Source organism: Streptococcus infantis, from assembly GCF_047463275.1.
GTDB classification, from domain to species: domain Bacteria; phylum Bacillota; class Bacilli; order Lactobacillales; family Streptococcaceae; genus Streptococcus; species Streptococcus infantis_AF.
Window position 1 is genome coordinate 1 of sequence record NZ_JASHEE010000009.1, and the last position, 15,019, is coordinate 15,019.

At 40.4% G+C, this 15,019-nt stretch carries 15 protein-coding genes and 1 tRNA gene; 5 read left to right on the forward strand and 11 right to left on the reverse strand.

Annotation, left to right across the window (positions count from 1 at the left end):
• Positions 1 to 18: 18 nt before the first annotated feature.
• From QM923_RS09520 to QM923_RS09555, 8 genes are all read right to left on the reverse strand, one after another.
• A tRNA-Glu gene (locus QM923_RS09520) sits at positions 19 to 90 on the reverse strand.
• Positions 91 to 226: 136 nt separating this feature from the next.
• Positions 227 to 838 (reverse strand): 30S ribosomal protein S4, encoded by a 612-nt coding sequence (gene rpsD / locus QM923_RS09525; RefSeq protein WP_004253981.1) that lies wholly within the window; start codon positions 836 to 838, stop codon positions 227 to 229.
• Positions 839 to 1,042: 204 nt separating this feature from the next.
• Entirely contained in the window at positions 1,043 to 2,077 is a 1,035-nt protein-coding gene (locus QM923_RS09530; RefSeq protein ID WP_414291689.1) for a sensor histidine kinase, read from the reverse strand.
• Positions 2,074 to 2,772: a response regulator transcription factor gene (locus QM923_RS09535; protein WP_414291690.1), complete on the reverse strand. Its 699-nt coding sequence runs from the start codon at positions 2,770 to 2,772 to the stop codon at positions 2,074 to 2,076. The genes QM923_RS09530 and QM923_RS09535 overlap by 4 nt, the downstream gene beginning before the upstream one ends.
• Before the next feature lie 80 nt (positions 2,773 to 2,852).
• Entirely contained in the window at positions 2,853 to 4,940 is a 2,088-nt protein-coding gene (locus QM923_RS09540; RefSeq protein ID WP_414291691.1) for an SSURE domain-containing protein, read from the reverse strand.
• Between the two features lie 156 nt (positions 4,941 to 5,096).
• The gene (locus QM923_RS09545) at positions 5,097 to 5,762 is read right to left on the reverse strand and encodes a potassium channel family protein (protein WP_414291692.1); all 666 of its coding nucleotides are present in this window, start codon (positions 5,760 to 5,762) and stop codon (positions 5,097 to 5,099) included.
• 13 nt (positions 5,763 to 5,775) lie between these two features.
• A complete protein-coding gene (locus tag QM923_RS09550; RefSeq protein WP_414291693.1) occupies positions 5,776 to 7,152 on the reverse strand; it encodes a TrkH family potassium uptake protein in 1,377 nt (458 codons plus the stop codon).
• Between the two features lie 32 nt (positions 7,153 to 7,184).
• Positions 7,185 to 7,949: a nucleoside phosphorylase gene (locus tag QM923_RS09555; RefSeq protein WP_414291694.1), complete on the reverse strand. Its 765-nt coding sequence runs from the start codon at positions 7,947 to 7,949 to the stop codon at positions 7,185 to 7,187.
• 190 nt (positions 7,950 to 8,139) lie between these two features.
• Between QM923_RS09555 and QM923_RS09560 the strand changes: the two genes are divergently transcribed.
• The 3 genes from QM923_RS09560 to QM923_RS09570 all read left to right on the forward strand — a co-directional run bounded on the left by QM923_RS09560 (position 8,140) and on the right by QM923_RS09570 (position 9,542).
• The gene (locus QM923_RS09560) at positions 8,140 to 8,592 is read left to right on the forward strand and encodes a DUF3290 family protein (protein ID WP_414291695.1); all 453 of its coding nucleotides are present in this window, start codon (positions 8,140 to 8,142) and stop codon (positions 8,590 to 8,592) included.
• The gene (locus QM923_RS09565) at positions 8,589 to 9,221 is read left to right on the forward strand and encodes a DUF421 domain-containing protein (RefSeq protein ID WP_006152439.1); all 633 of its coding nucleotides are present in this window, start codon (positions 8,589 to 8,591) and stop codon (positions 9,219 to 9,221) included. Before QM923_RS09560 ends, QM923_RS09565 begins: the two co-directional genes overlap by 4 nt.
• Before the next feature lie 117 nt (positions 9,222 to 9,338).
• Positions 9,339 to 9,542 (forward strand): CsbD family protein, encoded by a 204-nt coding sequence (locus tag QM923_RS09570; RefSeq protein ID WP_006153995.1) that lies wholly within the window; start codon positions 9,339 to 9,341, stop codon positions 9,540 to 9,542.
• A gap of 62 nt (positions 9,543 to 9,604) precedes the next feature.
• Here QM923_RS09570 and QM923_RS09575 read toward each other — a convergent pair whose 3' ends face one another.
• A complete protein-coding gene (locus tag QM923_RS09575) occupies positions 9,605 to 10,825 on the reverse strand; it encodes a carbohydrate-binding domain-containing protein (RefSeq protein WP_414291696.1) in 1,221 nt (406 codons plus the stop codon).
• A 207-nt stretch (positions 10,826 to 11,032) separates the two neighbouring features.
• Here QM923_RS09575 and QM923_RS09580 point away from each other — a divergent pair, with 207 nt between their 5' ends.
• A complete protein-coding gene (locus QM923_RS09580) occupies positions 11,033 to 11,809 on the forward strand; it encodes a polyphosphate polymerase domain-containing protein (RefSeq protein ID WP_414291697.1) in 777 nt (258 codons plus the stop codon).
• Positions 11,802 to 12,485, forward strand: a complete 684-nt coding sequence (locus QM923_RS09585; protein ID WP_414291698.1) for a DUF4956 domain-containing protein — start codon at positions 11,802 to 11,804, stop codon at positions 12,483 to 12,485. Before QM923_RS09580 ends, QM923_RS09585 begins: the two co-directional genes overlap by 8 nt.
• A gap of 28 nt (positions 12,486 to 12,513) precedes the next feature.
• Here the strand turns inward: QM923_RS09585 and QM923_RS09590 are convergent, their stop codons facing one another.
• Both QM923_RS09590 and QM923_RS09595 read right to left on the reverse strand, forming a co-directional pair.
• Entirely contained in the window at positions 12,514 to 13,077 is a 564-nt protein-coding gene (locus QM923_RS09590) for a sugar O-acetyltransferase (protein ID WP_006152422.1), read from the reverse strand.
• 146 nt (positions 13,078 to 13,223) lie between these two features.
• A partial coding sequence (locus tag QM923_RS09595) for an LPXTG cell wall anchor domain-containing protein (protein ID WP_414291699.1) occupies positions 13,224 to 15,019 on the reverse strand: 1,796 nt, incomplete at its 5' end.

Sequence of the window (15,019 nt, forward strand, 5' to 3'; positions counted from 1 at the left end):
TCTACTGCAACATACCCATAGTCCGTACGGGATTCGAACCCGTGTTACCGCCGTGAAAAGGCGGTGTCTTAACCCCTTGACCAACGGACCGTGAGCTTTTTAACTCTTTCTATTATACCCACTTTTTCTGCCTTGTCAAGAACTTGAGATAAATTTTTCTTATTTTTTGTTTTTTGAAAAACAAAAAGCCTACTGTTGTAGGCTTTCTGTATCATATATCTTAAAATTAAAGCATTTTGTTGTAGAATTCAACGATAAGTGCTTCGTTGATTTCTGGGTTGATTTCATCACGTTCTGGCAAACGAGTCAATGAACCTTCCAATTTTTCAGCATCGAATGATACGAATGCTGGGCGTCCAAGGGTAGCTTCTACTGCTTCAAGGATTGCTGGAACTTTCAATGATTTTTCGCGAACTGAGATTACTTGACCTGGAGTTACGCGGTATGATGGGATATCAACACGTTTTCCGTCAACAAGGATGTGACCGTGGTTTACGAATTGACGAGCTTGACGACGAGTAGTCGCAAGACCAAGACGGTAAACTACGTTATCCAAACGACGTTCCAAAAGAAGCATGAAGTTGAAACCTAGGATTCCGCCCTTGATTTTTGTAGCTTGTACGAACAAGTTACGGAATTGTTTTTCACCTACTCCGTAAGTGAAACGAAGTTTTTGTTTTTCAGCCAATTGCAAACCGTATTCTGACAATTTAGAACGGTTGTTTGGGCCGTGTTGTCCTGGTACGTAGTTACGACGTGCCAATTCTTTACCTGTACCTGTAAGTGAAAGGCCAAGGCGACGAGCTTGTTTCCAAGATGGTCCTGTATAACGTGACATGTGTATGTCCTCCTAATATAGATATAATTTCGGCGGAAATAGTCACTTAGAAAGCCCTGATTCGTGCAGATGCCCTTCGCCTAAACAGCCAAGGTTACTTGTTATAAGACACCTGTTGACGAGCTTCATGCTTTCCTGCTGCTATTTCACACAAAGGCTATTGTACCATGAAATACTACATTTGTAAAGAGATTTTTTTTAGTTTTATTTCAAATTAAGATGAAATGTAAACGTACTTCCTAAACCATACTGGCTTTCTGCTGTTATTTCACCACCTAGTTGATGGGCTAGTTCTCGTGCAATTGCAAGTCCTAATCCATGACCACCTGTCTTCATATTACGCGACGTCTCTACACGATACAGTCGGTTAAAAATTTTTTCCAAATCTTCAGGAAGAATACCTTGACCCTCGTCTTTCACACTGATTATCAGCTCTTCTTCTGTTAATTGAGCAAGAACTTCAATCCTAGTTCCAGGTTCTGAATATTTAAATGCATTATTTAACAAATTGACTAGAATACGAGAGAGTTTGTCGTAATGACTCTTGATTTTCGCAGACTCAGGCTTTACTTGGATGTAGACATCTCGCTCCTCTCGTTCAATTTGAAGTTGAAATTCACTCATCGACTCAATCAACAGCTGATCTAAAAACACATCTTCGACTTCTTCGTCAGCTATATCTTGAGGCTGAGCGTTAAGAGTCAAAACGTCCAACTCCTCAACTAGCTTGTTTAAACGCTCGGTTTGGCGACCAATCGTGGTTAAGTAATGGAGTCGTTCCTCCTCCTTTATTACTCCATCTAGAATTCCTTCCACAGTAACCTGAATGGAGGTAATGGGAGTTTTAATATCATGAGAGAGCTGCGCAATCATCATTCTCTTTTCTTGCTCACTCTCATCAAGTGATTGAAAGGTATCTTGTAAATTGCGGGACATGTCATTAAAAACCTGGCCTAACTCTTGAAATTCTATCGGTCCTTTGGTTTCAATTTCTGTGCTGAAATCTTTGCCAGCTATATTCTGAGCTTGTTTTTTCAAATGTTTCAGAGAAGAAAAAACAGGTGACAAAAGAAAGATGCTCACTGCAGCGCCAATGAAACTTGCAATCAAGGTCATTCCAACCAGAAAATAAACTTCACTTTTCTCAATCAACATACGTTGGATTGCCCAGAAAACGACCAAAATCGTTAGTAGAGTCGAAACTAGATACCCCACTAAAATATAGCTTTTTAATTTCATTTTTTACCTCTCGGTCTTTCCATCTTATAGCCCAATCCCCAAACAGTTTTGATAGCAGGAGTGTTTAAATTCGTATACTTGGTCAACTCTTGTCTCAAAGCATGGATATGAACATTGAGTGTATTGGTATCATCTACATAGTCCTCTTGCCATACCTTCTCGTAAAGTTCAGTCTTTGAAAAAACTCTCTCAGGACTGCTAGCTAATATCCATAGAAGTTCAAAAGATTTCACTGTCAATTCCAAAGGCTGTTCCCCAATGCGAACCTCATGAGTCACATGGTTGATCACTAAGTCACCAAACTCAATCTGCTCGGTCTCTTCGCCACGACTAAGGCGGCGCAAGATATTATTTACTCTCAAAACCAATTCCCGTGGGCTAAACGGTTTAGCTATAAAATCATCCGCCCCCAAACTTAATCCATAAATCTTATCCTGTTCGCTTGTCTTAGCAGTTGTAAAGAGAAAGGGTTGATCAGGAGCAATATACTGAACTTCGCTGATGAAATCATAACCGTCCATATTAGGCATCATGATATCTGTGATAATGAGATCGATAGATTTTTTTCTAAAAAGTTCTAATCCTTCCTTACCATCATGGGCAACTAAAACATCGTAACCTGCCTGTAAAAGATAGCGATTTTGAATATCTAGAATATCTATCTCATCATCAACCAGCAAAATTGTCTTTTTCATCTGACACTCCTTCGATAAAAACAGTGTTATACTTGCTTTAGTATAACACTATTTTCCCTAATGTTTAAATGATTTGAACCTTAATCTTCTCTTTTGGTTTTCCAACCCAAAAATCCAACAAAACCTGCCAAGGCTAGGCCAAGGATTCCAAGTCCAGCTGTAGCCGTTTGAGCTTCACCAGTATTTGGTAGCATCGCTTTATCATCTTTTTTCATCATATTAACCATTGGGCTAGAAGCTGGTTGATCTACTTTCATATCTGACATATGGTAATTTGTACCCATCATACCCTCAGTCATACCTGTAGAGCCTGTTTCAGAAGGCTTCGTATTCATCTGACCTTGTTGAGATGGTATTGTCGCCATTTCTTTTCCACGAAGTCGAATCGTTACTTGGCGAGTAGCAATCAGATTGGTCAAATCAGGTTTGCCGTCTTTAGCGCCATAGACTTTAATAGTAGCTGAATATGTATGGGTTCCGTTAGCTCGAAGTTGCTCCAGCAAGGCCTGACCATCTTTACCAACCGTATTACCATTCAAATCTACTTCATAGAAATATTGACCTTTAGCCAAGTCTTCAAGTGGCAATAGAGCTGGATTTTTATCCATTCCATTGTCTGACCATGGGGCCTTATCGGATGCTTTCAAGATAAGGCGGGTCAACATTCCATCTCCACCAAAAGCTTCGTATGGTATAACTTGGTTGACACCAGCTGTAAATGGACCTGGGAAATTGGCTTTGTCAAGGTAGCTAGCCGGAACATCAATCATGTCTTTGACATTGTTAAGAACAGACTCTTTAATCTGAGTTGGAGTGGTTGAAGCGTTCAAATTAACAGTCAAATCTTTAGTCGCTACAAGGTTACTTAAATCGGCCTTGCCGTCTTTCGCACCGTACACTTTAATAGTAGCTTTATAGCTTTGAGTACCATTTTGTTTCAAGAGGTCAAGGAGCTCTTTATCTGATTTTCCTTGGGTGCCTGCTAAATCTACTTCATAGAAGTAGAGGCCTTTGCCCAATTTCTCTACTGGTGGGAGAGCGGGATTTTTAGCCGAACCGTTGTCTGACCATGGAGCCTTGTCGGATGCTTTCAAGATAAGGCGAGTTAACATACCGTCACCAGCGAAGAATTCATATGGAATGACTTGGTTTACGCCGGCCAAGAATGGTCCAGGAACATTAGCCTTGTCCAAGTAAGTAGCTGGGACATCTACTGTATCTTTGGTGTTATCAGCCACACCTTTTTGTACTTCAGCTGGAGTAGTCAAGCCATTCAAGTTGATATCCAAATCTTTAGTCGCTACAAGGTTACTTAAATCGGCCTTGCCGTCTTTCGCACCGTACACTTTAATAGTAGCTTTATAGCTTTGAGTACCATTTTGTTTCAAGAGGTCAAGCAACTCTTTGTCTGATTTACCTTGAGTACCTGCCAAATCTACTTCGTAGAAGTAAAGGCCTTTGCTCAATTTTTCTACTGGTGGGAGAGCAGGATTTTTATCCATTCCATTGTCTGACCATGGGGCCTTGTCAGAGGCTTTCAAGATAAGGCGAGTCAACATGCCGTCACCAGCGAAGAATTCATATGGAATGACTTGGTTGACACCGGCTGTGAATGGGCCAGGGAAGTTAGCCTTGTCCAAGTAAGTAGCTGGGACATCTACTGTATCTTTGGTATTGTCAGTCACACCTTTTTGCACTTCAGCTGGAGTAGTTGCTGCTTGCGCTTCACTGGCTTCACGGTCTTGTCCAGTAACTGCAGGAGCAGGATTTGTCGCAGGTTTAACCGCATCTTCTGTTTCTTTCTTAGACTCTGGTTTTGCTTGCACTTCTTCTTTAGGTGCTGCTACTGGCTCTTTAGTAGCTACATCCGTTTTTTCTGGAGAGCTTGTAGTATCCAAGCTTGCTTTAGGTGCTGACTCTGCCTGTTCTGAAGGAAGAGCTACATCGACTGCTTTTTTTAGAGCCTCTGCTGGTAAGTCGCTCTTTTCACTCACCGAGGCGTCGTTTGGCACGACTTGGGCAGGGGTCGGATTGACGACATCTGCACGTGCAGAACTTGGTTGACCAACTAGGACAAAGAAACCACTAGCCACAACAACTGAAGCAACACCTACACTGAGGCGGTGAATAGACCAACGAGTATATCTCTGATTTGGATTGAATTTCATAGGATTCTCCTTAGAGTTTTCTTTTTTTGATAGCTCTAGTATAATCTCCTAAAATTAAAAAGGATTAAGAAAAAGTTAAAATTTTTCTTAAATCCTTCTTATAAAATACTTATATTGACCCAATAGTCACTAGAAAAAAGAATGGTCATTTCTCTTTTAATCATTGAGGTGTGCTAGATTATCTAAATATTGGTTATTGATTACTGCCATCATATAGCCATCAGCTTTCAATTGATCCTCTGGACCAAACTGAACGTCTAGAGGAGCATTTTCATAGTCACGAAAACCAAGAATATTGAGATTGTATTGTCCTCGAAGGTCTAGTTGACTTAAGCTTTTGCCTGCCCACGATTGTGGAATTTTCATCTCAACAATAGAGACATTTTTGTCCAACTGAAAAACATCAACGCTGTTATTAAATAAAATAGTCTGCGCCAACGAACGACCCATCTCATATTCTGGTGAGATGACTGAATCTGCGCCAATTTTTTCAAGGACTTTTTTTGCTGTATGGCTTTTAACCTTAGCAATAACAGTTGATACTCCTAGACTCTTGCAATGCATGACTGCAAGCACACTAGATTCTAAATTTTCCCCAGTTGCCACCACAACTGTATCGCAGGTATCAATTCCTGCTGAGAGCAAGAGCTCTTCATCGGTAATATCTCCAACAACTCCACGTACCAAGACTGGTTCGAACTGATTGATTCGCTCCTCATGGTCATCAATGGCGATTATATTTACATCATGCTTAGCAAGAGCCGCGAGAACACTGCTCCCAAAAATTCCCAAACCTAAAATTCCAATTGTCCGATCTGACATAGTTTATCCTTTCTTATCCTATGGTAATATCTGCTTTCATATAGTGGATCATATCTTTCTTATCTGGTTGATACTCAGCCAAACTAACTAATAGCGTCAGCGGCCCAATTCGTCCGATAAACATCAGTAGCATGATAATGCTAAGAGCTAATCTGCCTAACTCTGGTGTCAGATTGGCAGTCACTCCGACCGTGGCAAGCGCTGAAATTGTCTCGAACATGATGTAGATAAAGCGCGGATTCCCCTCAGCTGTTATTCCTACTAAGATTAAGCCCAATAAAAAAGTTATCAAGAAGATGATAAAAACACTGAATGATTTTTGGACTGTCCGAGGTAAAATTGTTCTCCGAGCTACATTGGCATGGGGTAATCCTAAAAGTTCACTGCGTGCAAAGACCAATAATACAAAGAAGGTTGTGATTTTAAGCCCCCCGGCTGTTCCACCAGGCGCCCCACCGAGAAACATTTGTAAGATATAAATCAGCAAAGTAACAGGCCGAGCCTGGGTAAAATCAATAGAAGCAAAACCCGCCGTTCTCATGCTAACTGTTTGGAAAAAACTGACTAGCAATTTATCAGGGATGCTGAGATTTCCGATCGTTCCCGGATTGTTCCACTCTATCAAGAGGGTTGAAACTGTTCCAGTAAATAAAATTCCTGCTGTCAAGAAGAGAACCAATTTGGTATGGAAGCGAAGCCGACGTTTTTTCTTGCTCAACTGTGTGGCCAGGTCAAACCAAACCATAAACCCTAGACCACCTGTGATGATCAAAGCAGCAAGCACTAGATTAATCAAAGGATCAGTTTGAAAAGCTACTAAACTTGTACTTCCAAAATTATCAAAACCAGCATTACAGAAAGCTGAAATAGCTACGAAGATAGAGGTGAAAATTCCTCGGCCCCAACCAAATTCCGGAACAAAACGAAAACTTAACAGGAAGGCCCCGAGTCCTTCAACGATAAAAGTCGTCAAGAAAATCGAACGTATGAAAACCATTAAAGACTGAGTTTCTCCATAACTAAAGCTCTCCAGAATTGTTTCACGGCTACGAAGGCTGAGCTTTTGCTTACTTTGAATATAAAAGACTCCTATAAAGGTCATGAGACCCAAACCACCAATCTGGATCAAAAACATACAGATTAACTGACCCCAGATGTTATATGTAGTAGCTACTGGTTGAGTAAAGAGTCCTGTCACACAGACCATGGATACTGCTGTAAAGAGATGGTCGAAATAGGTCGCTTGGGAGCTTGTTGCTTGCACAAATGGCAGACTCAAAAGAAGAGAGCCGGCGAAAATAACCAAAGCAAAACTTAAAAAAATTCGACGAGCAGGTGATAAACGCCCCAAGGTCGTGTTTATTTTTTCCGAAAATGATTTGAATAACATAGTTACATTGTACCATAAAATAGTTAAAGCAGTCACATATGACTAACGATTTCAAGACAGAGTTCTAAGGCCTTGTCAAAAGCTTCTGCGCCCCAATCGCGCTGGTCATAGTTATCAAGATCTGCCAATGAATCAGCCGTGAACAGCAACTCACCCCAAACGACCCCTCGAAGCTGGGCAACTGCTACCAGTGCCGAACACTCCATCTCCACAACTGCACAGCCTTCTTCCTTACGATAGGCCACTTTTTCAGCTGTTTCTCGGTAAAAACCATCTGTCGTCCAAGTCATAACCTCTTCATAAGGAATACCTAGTTGTTCCAAGACTTGCTCGATAGCAGAAATCGCCTCTACATGTACATCCATATAACGAGAAGGCGCTGCATAGTGGTAGCTGGTCCCCTCATCTCGCAGAGCGCGAACAGGGACGAGAAAGGCATTTTCCTCTATATCGGCTAGGACTCCACAAGTTCCAGTGGAAATGATTTGCTCCACACCATAGCCAATCAACCAATCCATAAACTGGGCCGCAGGGGCAGAACCGACAGGAGCTTGGGCTAGACACACTTTTTCGCCTTTGTAGTCCATGACATAAACCGGGTAGGTCTTAGTGGCAGAAATGAACTCGCCTGCGCACTCTGCTCCTACTTCTCGAGCATAACGATCAATCTCCTCCTCCAAAAATGCATAGATGCACTTCTTTGGCAACTGTAAATCCAAGCCTTCATGATTGGGCATAATGACTGCCTGAGGATTATCATCAAACTCTAAAATAGGAATGACGTGTTTTTGAATCATAGAGCACCTCCTCTAAATTTTTACTATTATATCAAAAGCTAAACGAAAGTCAAGACGGGAGGCTAAGTCAAATCAGAAAAACCTACCTTAAGTAGGAAACAACAATTAAATGCTTTTTTCGTCATAATAAAATTGCTATAGCTTAGGAATTTGTTTATAATAGATTGAATTTAAAAAAGGGAGAAATCTTATGAAATTCTATTCATATGACTATGTTCTCAGTCAGATTAGTCAACAGAATTGGACCATGATTATTGTGTCGACATTCTTAGTGATTGTGACTGGATTCTTTGCATTTAAGGCTTTCAAAGATAAAAGAGGGAGTAAGTTCCGTGAATTATCGCTCATTTCTATTTTGACGTTAATTGCTTTTGTATTGATTAGCATTACGAATTTTCAAAACAGCCAATCCAATGATAATCAATTTCGTAGTTCCTTACACTTCATCGAGATTGTATCAAAAGAGTTAGGTGTTGATAAAAAAGACATTTATGTCAATACTTCAGCTACTACTGATGGAGCTATTATCAAGGTAGACAAGCAATTCTATCGTGCGATTAGCGGAACAGACCCAGATAGCTATTTACTTGAAAAAATGGACTTATATAAAACAGATGTAGAACTGGTGGAGGTTGAAAAATGATAAGCTTTTTTGCTACAATTGCAATTAAATTGGCCTTTGGGCTTCTTTCTCTTGTTTTTGTTATTAACGTAACAGGAAAAGGAAATTTAGCTCCAAGTTCTGCAGTAGACCAAATACAGAACTTTGTTCTCGGGGGTATTATCGGCGGGGTCATCTACAATAGCTCGATTACCATCCTTCAATATATCGTCATCCTCATCATCTGGACGATTTTGATTCTGTCACTCAAATGGCTTAATACCAATGTTTACTTCATCAAACATCTGATTGATGGAAAACCAACTATTATCATAAAAAACGGAAAATTAGATCCAGAAGCCTGTCGTTCAAAAGGTCTTGCAGCTGCAGATGTAGCCCTTAAATTGCGTGCTCAAGGAATTTTCCAACTAAAGGAAGTCAAGAGAGCTGTGATTGAGCAAAACGGACAGCTAATTGTCGTAAGAATGGGTGACGAGAATCCTAAGTACCCAGTCATTACAGACGGCGTTGTCCAAGTTGAAATCCTAGAAACCATTGGCAAATCAGAGGAATGGCTAACAGAACAATTGAAAGAAGAAGGTTTCGAAGAAGTGTCTAATATCTTTATCGCTGAATATGATAAAGGGCAATTGAATGTTGTAACCTATTAAAAAAATAAACTGATGCTTTTCGTATCAGTTTTTTGCTTTTTAGCATAAAAGGGTATATACTTAAACCAATATCTGATGTAATTTAGATAATACAAAAAATTAACGGAGGTATCCCCCATGTCAATCGAAGAAAAATTCAACCAAGCTAAAGGTTCTGTTAAAGAAGGCTTTGGTAAACTAACTGGCGATACAAAAACTCAAACAGAAGGAGCTGCAGAAAAGGTAGCTTCAAAAGCTAAAGAAGTTGCTGAAGATGCAAAAGAAGCTGTCGAAGGTGCAGTATCTGGCGTAAAAAACATCTTTAAAAAAGACGGAGAATAATTCTTTCTCGTCCTAATAACATAAGAAAATCTCCCTTCTCTTTCGAGAAAGGAGATTTTCTTTTATGGTCGTCCACCAGGACCTCCATTTCCTTGAGGTCCACCTCCACCAGGCATCGAATTGACAATCTCAGTTTGTTTTTCACCATTGAAATAGATGTCTCCGCCTGTGTAGATCGCTGTTCCATCAAAGTCAAAACCAGTTTGACCAGTCATTTTGATGGTTCCTCCCGTAACAGTAATGTTACCATTTGAGTCAATTGGATCCGTGTCCCCCTGACCAACTTCAACCGTCAAATTCCCACCATTCATAGCAAAGAAAATTTCACTTTGTTGGGCGTTTTTGTTGGCCGCATTGACACCATCATCTGTTGAGTATATGGTGATGTCTCCACCATTGATAGTGATTGACTTACCTTCAAGCCCTTCTGTAGAATTCTTAACGGTATAGGTACCACTATCAATAACCAAATCACCTGATGCATGGATACCATCATCTCCAGCAGTAACAGTGATGGTATTGTCAGAGAGATACATGGTTCCAACAGAAGTATCTTCATCATTGTCGACCTTAACTCCGTCTTCCTTGGCATCGATAGTCATGGTTGTACCGGTAATGTTGAGTTCATCATTGACATTAAAGGCATCTCCAACTGCTGTGATGTTGTAAGTTCCGCCTGTGATGTGAAGTGTATCGTTTGCCTTAATACCATTGTTTTTCTTACCATCTACATTGAGAGTTCCTTTACCATTGATGGTCAAGTCCACTTTAGAGAAGAGGGCTGCATCAGCTTTTTCATCACTATTAGAAGCTGAATCTGAGAGGCTATTGGTTGTGCCATCTGCTAGAGTTAGGTAAACATGACCAGCTGATGTAGCGGAAATAGCTGTATTGGTATTGGTCATGACCACACCCTTTAGAACAATATGTACATCATCAGAATTTCCAGCTTCGATCTTAATTTGAACTCCGTCGGATTGACCAGATATGACATAGGTACCTGCCTTAGAGATTGTAACGGTAGATCCTGATACGGCAACTCCGTCACCTGATACCTTCGCTGTTGATCCTGACAAGGTTACAGTTGCTGCTGTCTTTTCATCATAAGAAGTATCATAGTCCTTGTCTGTAAAATAGCTAGTTTTCTTAGCTTCTGTAGTTGATTTCGTTTTCGTTGTCTCAGTATTGCTAGCTGTTGTATTTGAAGTTGACTGGGTACAAGCTGTTACTAGTGCTAGAGTTGCTATACTCGTTAATAAGAATGTCCATTTTTTTGCTTTCATGCTCGTTTCCTCGACTTTCATTTTACATGCTCTTAGTCTACGTGACTTTCCTAAAACAAGCCTAAACTTTTTCTGAAAGTTTTCTTAAGTTTAGTTTCAATTAAGTTAAATTTAACAAAAGTTTTAGATAAACTCTTTAAAATCCTAGACAAACAAGCTCGTCCTTGTTTAAAAATAGTATAACCTAAGATTAGAGGAGAAGGACTTATGAAACCAATCGAAACAACTTTTAAACGGATTGAAACCAAATATGTTATCTCCAAAGAAATATTAGACAAACTGGTTCAGGATTTAAAGAAATATTTAGTAGAAGACGACTATCCTATTTCAACAATATCAAATATCTACTTTGATACAGAAGACTTTGATATTCTCCAAGATGAGCATCTTGGAGACAAACGAAAAGAAAAGGTACGGATGCGGACCTATCTCAGCCAACCTAAAATAGATAGTCAAGTTTTTTTAGAAATCAAAACTAAGGACCAAGAAGGGATTGGTCGCAAGTACCGACTGCTCTCAACTCCTAGTACCATCATCAATTTCATAACCAAAGGGCACTTGGATGCTAGCATTACTGATACAGTCGTCATTGAAAAAGTGAAAAAACTTCAGCATGATTACAAACTCGCTATCAAGCCTCGTATGTACATCTACTACGATCGTTATTCATTAAAGGAAAAGAAATCTATTGAGGGCTACGACTATAACAAAATTCGTATCACAATTGACCAAAATCTAGTCTATAGAGATGAAACTGTCAGCCTCTTCGCGGGAAATCACGGGGCCCCTCTCTTAGATAACAACATTGTGATTATGGAGATCAAGGCCCCTGGAAACAAGCCCCAGTGGTTGCAGGACATCCTAGACAAGTATGGTTTGATGGAGCACAAATTTTCAAAATACAGTTGTGCTTACCACAAATCTCAAGGGCTACCTTATGCACCACGTCCCAGTATAGAAAGCGCAGGTACCGCTTATGCTTAATCTATTTAATTCCATTTTCAACAACACCACTGCAAGTGCAGATCCCTTTCAACTACTGTTGGCACTTCTAGTCAGTCTAGTCCTCGGTTTGGCACTTACTTGGACTTACAAACATCGAACCCTCTACACCAGAGAATTCGCTATCAGCTTGACTCTGCTTCCCTGCCTCATGACCTTAGTTATTTTTCTAGTCAATGGAAGCTTGGGGACTTCGATTGCTGTAGCCGGAACCTTTAGTTTAATTCGTTTTCGTTCCGCAACGAGTGGATCAAGAGAACTGATTGCTATTTTCCTAGCCATGATTATCGGTCTAGCTTGTGGAACAGGCTATCTCTTCTTGGCTATTCTCTTCACCCTCTTTATCTTGGGTGTTTGGTTACTTTTGGAACGTCAACAAGTAAAAACCGACAATCAACGTCGTAGACTTTTGACAATCACGGTAGCTAATCAAGGGAAGGTTCAGGAAGCTATCCAAACAGCTCTTGACCAATTCTGCTTAGAGATTGATATGATTACGATTAATAGCACAAACGCCGGTGAAAGTCTTAGCATCGTCTATGAAGTCGAGCTAAAATCTGATACCGATGACTTCCAAGTCGCTAGCTATCTTACACGCAACATTGCTGAATGTGATGTGGCTCTCACTAAAAAAGCTAAAAAGAGAAAAAATCTCTAGCAAAAAAGAACAGCATTTCGCTGTTCTTTTAATTTTCTTTGACTGGAATTTCTTTGATAACTCGTGCTGGGTTGCCTGCCAGAACTACATTATCACCAAAAGATTTAGTAATGACAGCTCCTGCTCCTGCAACAACGTTATCACCTAGTGTAACACCTGGAAGGACAATAACCCCACCACCTGCCCAGAAGTTCTTACCAATCGTAATGGGTTTCCCAAATTCTAAACCTGAATTTCGTTCATCTGGATCCAGTGGATGAAGGGGTGTTAAAAATTGGCAGTTAGGACCAATCATAGCATTGTCGCCAATGGTAATAGGACAAACATCCAACATGGTCAGATTCCAATTGGAATAGAAATTTTCTCCCAAATGAATATTGACACCATAATCCACTACCAAACGAGTATTGACATAGAGGTTTTCACCAGTTGAGCCAAACCAGCCTTTGATGATTTCCATACCTTTTATTGGATCGACTTCTTCATTAAAGGAAGCTTGCTTTTGTCGTGCTGTTTGTGCTAGAGTCCGAAGTTCTGGATCGAACGGGTGATAGGGTTCTCCCGCAATCATTTTTTGGTATTCACTTTTCATATCTTGATATCCTTGTTTATTTTACAAGATTGTAGCATAGTTCTATCCTTAAAACAAGCAGCAAAGATATAAAAAAAACTAGTACATCTTTGGATGTACTAGTTTTTAATTAGAAAGGTGACTTTTCCACTACTTTAAAGAGTTGATTAGTCTTCTTTCTTTTTACGAGCGATAAGTCCAAATCCACTCAAGACACCTACTAAACCAAGGGCAGCAAGGCTAGCATGATCTTCAGTACCAGTATTTGGCAATTGAGGAGCATTTTCCTTAGCTGGAGCTGGTTTAACTGGAGCTTCTGGTTTTTCTGAATCTGGTGTTGGTTTTGGATCTGGTGTTGGAACTGGATCTGGTGTTGGCACTGGATCTGGTGTTGGAACTGGATCTGGTGTTACCACTTTCTTGTAGATGTGTTGTGTATTACCATTTTCATCAACAATCGTCTTGACAAACTCATAACCTGGAATATCTTTCTTAGGTTGCTCACCATCTTCTGTTGGGTAACCAGGGATTTCTTTTCCTTCCTCATCAACGTGAGTAGTTACTAATTTTTCATAGACGTGTTGTGTATCACCATTAGGCAATTTCTTAGTTTCAACGAAACGGTAACCTGGAATATCTTTCTTAGGTTGTTCGCCGTCTTCTGTTGGATATCCTGGAATTGCTTTACCTTCTTTATCTACAAACGTAGTAACTGGTGTTACTGTTGGTGTGTATGTTGCAGAAGCTTTTGTTCCGTTCATATCTTCACGAACAACTGTAACAGATGGAGCTGTTCCTGTAAATTCAGGTTCTGGTTTGAAGGTTACTGTTCCGTCTGGTGCTACTGTGTAAGTACCAACACCTGGAATAGTCTTAGTTGTTGAACCATCGTCAAATGTTGCTGGAACGTCATCATTCATTGGAACACGGCTATCGCCTTCCTTGAATGTTGGTTTACCAGACTGTTCTTTACCTTTTGGTCCAATAGTTGTAGCTGGTTCACCTGTTGGTGTTACTGGGGTTACAGTTGGTGTGTACTTAGCTGTTACTGGTGTACCGTTCTTATCTACACGTTTAACAGTCACGCCTGTTCCTGTTCCTGTAAATGATTTTTCTGGTACGAATGTAACTGTTCCATCTGGTGCTACTGTGTAGGTTCCTTCACCTGGAATTGTCTTCGTTGTTGAACCATCTTCGAAGGTTGCTGGTGTATCATCATCCATTGGTACGTTTGAGTTACCTGGTGTGAAGGTTGGCTTACCTGTTTGGGTTTGACCTTGTTTATCTGTTGAAGTTACATCCTCTGCAGTTGGAACAACTGGAGTAATCTTAGGTGTGTATGTTGTTTCAGCCGGTGTACCGTTGGCATCCTTAGCTTGAACCTTAACGGCAACGACATCACCTGAGTATGACTTGTCAGTTGGTGTGAAGGTTACAAGGCCTGTTGCTTTATCAACTGTGAATGTACCGATTTCTTTACCTTCTGGCGACTTAGCAACTACTGAAGCTGCTGGTTGACCATTTTCGTCAAGAAGAGTAATGGTATCCTTGTCGATTGGTGCAACTGGGTCACCTTCTGTGAATGTAACAGTACCAGTTTGAACCACACCTTGAGGTGCAACTGATTCAGCTGGTGTTGCAGTTGGTGTTACCGGAGTTACTGTTGGTGTGTATTTAGCAGTAACTGGTGTACCGTTCTTATCGACACGTTTAACAGTCACGCCTGTTCCTGTGCCTGTGAATGATTTTTCTGGTACGAATGTAACTGTTCCATCTGGTGCTACTGTATATGTTCCTTCACCTGGAATTGTCTTCGTTGTTGAACCATCTTCGAAGGTTGCTGGAACATCATCATCCATTGGAACTACTGGATCACCTTCTGTAAACTTAGGTTTACCTGTTTGGGTTTGACCTTGTTTATCTGTTGATGTTGCTGGTTCTGCTGTTGGTGTTACTGGTGTTA

Excerpts from the sequence above, each read along its gene's own strand:
- rpsD (WP_004253981.1), bottom strand. The coding sequence starts at position 838 with ATGTCACGTTATACAGGACCATCTTGGAAACAAGCTCGTCGCCTTGGC.
- QM923_RS09530 (WP_414291689.1), bottom strand. The coding sequence starts at position 2,077 with ATGAAATTAAAAAGCTATATTTTAGTGGGGTATCTAGTTTCGACTCTA.
- QM923_RS09535 (WP_414291690.1), bottom strand. The coding sequence starts at position 2,772 with ATGAAAAAGACAATTTTGCTGGTTGATGATGAGATAGATATTCTAGAT.
- QM923_RS09540 (WP_414291691.1), bottom strand. The coding sequence starts at position 4,940 with ATGAAATTCAATCCAAATCAGAGATATACTCGTTGGTCTATTCACCGC.
- QM923_RS09545 (WP_414291692.1), bottom strand. The coding sequence starts at position 5,762 with ATGTCAGATCGGACAATTGGAATTTTAGGTTTGGGAATTTTTGGGAGC.
- QM923_RS09550 (WP_414291693.1), bottom strand. The coding sequence starts at position 7,152 with ATGTTATTCAAATCATTTTCGGAAAAAATAAACACGACCTTGGGGCGT.
- QM923_RS09555 (WP_414291694.1), bottom strand. The coding sequence starts at position 7,949 with ATGATTCAAAAACACGTCATTCCTATTTTAGAGTTTGATGATAATCCT.
- QM923_RS09560 (WP_414291695.1), top strand. The coding sequence starts at position 8,140 with ATGAAATTCTATTCATATGACTATGTTCTCAGTCAGATTAGTCAACAG.
- QM923_RS09565 (WP_006152439.1), top strand. The coding sequence starts at position 8,589 with ATGATAAGCTTTTTTGCTACAATTGCAATTAAATTGGCCTTTGGGCTT.
- QM923_RS09570 (WP_006153995.1), top strand. The coding sequence starts at position 9,339 with ATGTCAATCGAAGAAAAATTCAACCAAGCTAAAGGTTCTGTTAAAGAA.
- QM923_RS09575 (WP_414291696.1), bottom strand. The coding sequence starts at position 10,825 with ATGAAAGCAAAAAAATGGACATTCTTATTAACGAGTATAGCAACTCTA.
- QM923_RS09580 (WP_414291697.1), top strand. The coding sequence starts at position 11,033 with ATGAAACCAATCGAAACAACTTTTAAACGGATTGAAACCAAATATGTT.
- QM923_RS09585 (WP_414291698.1), top strand. The coding sequence starts at position 11,802 with ATGCTTAATCTATTTAATTCCATTTTCAACAACACCACTGCAAGTGCA.
- QM923_RS09590 (WP_006152422.1), bottom strand. The coding sequence starts at position 13,077 with ATGAAAAGTGAATACCAAAAAATGATTGCGGGAGAACCCTATCACCCG.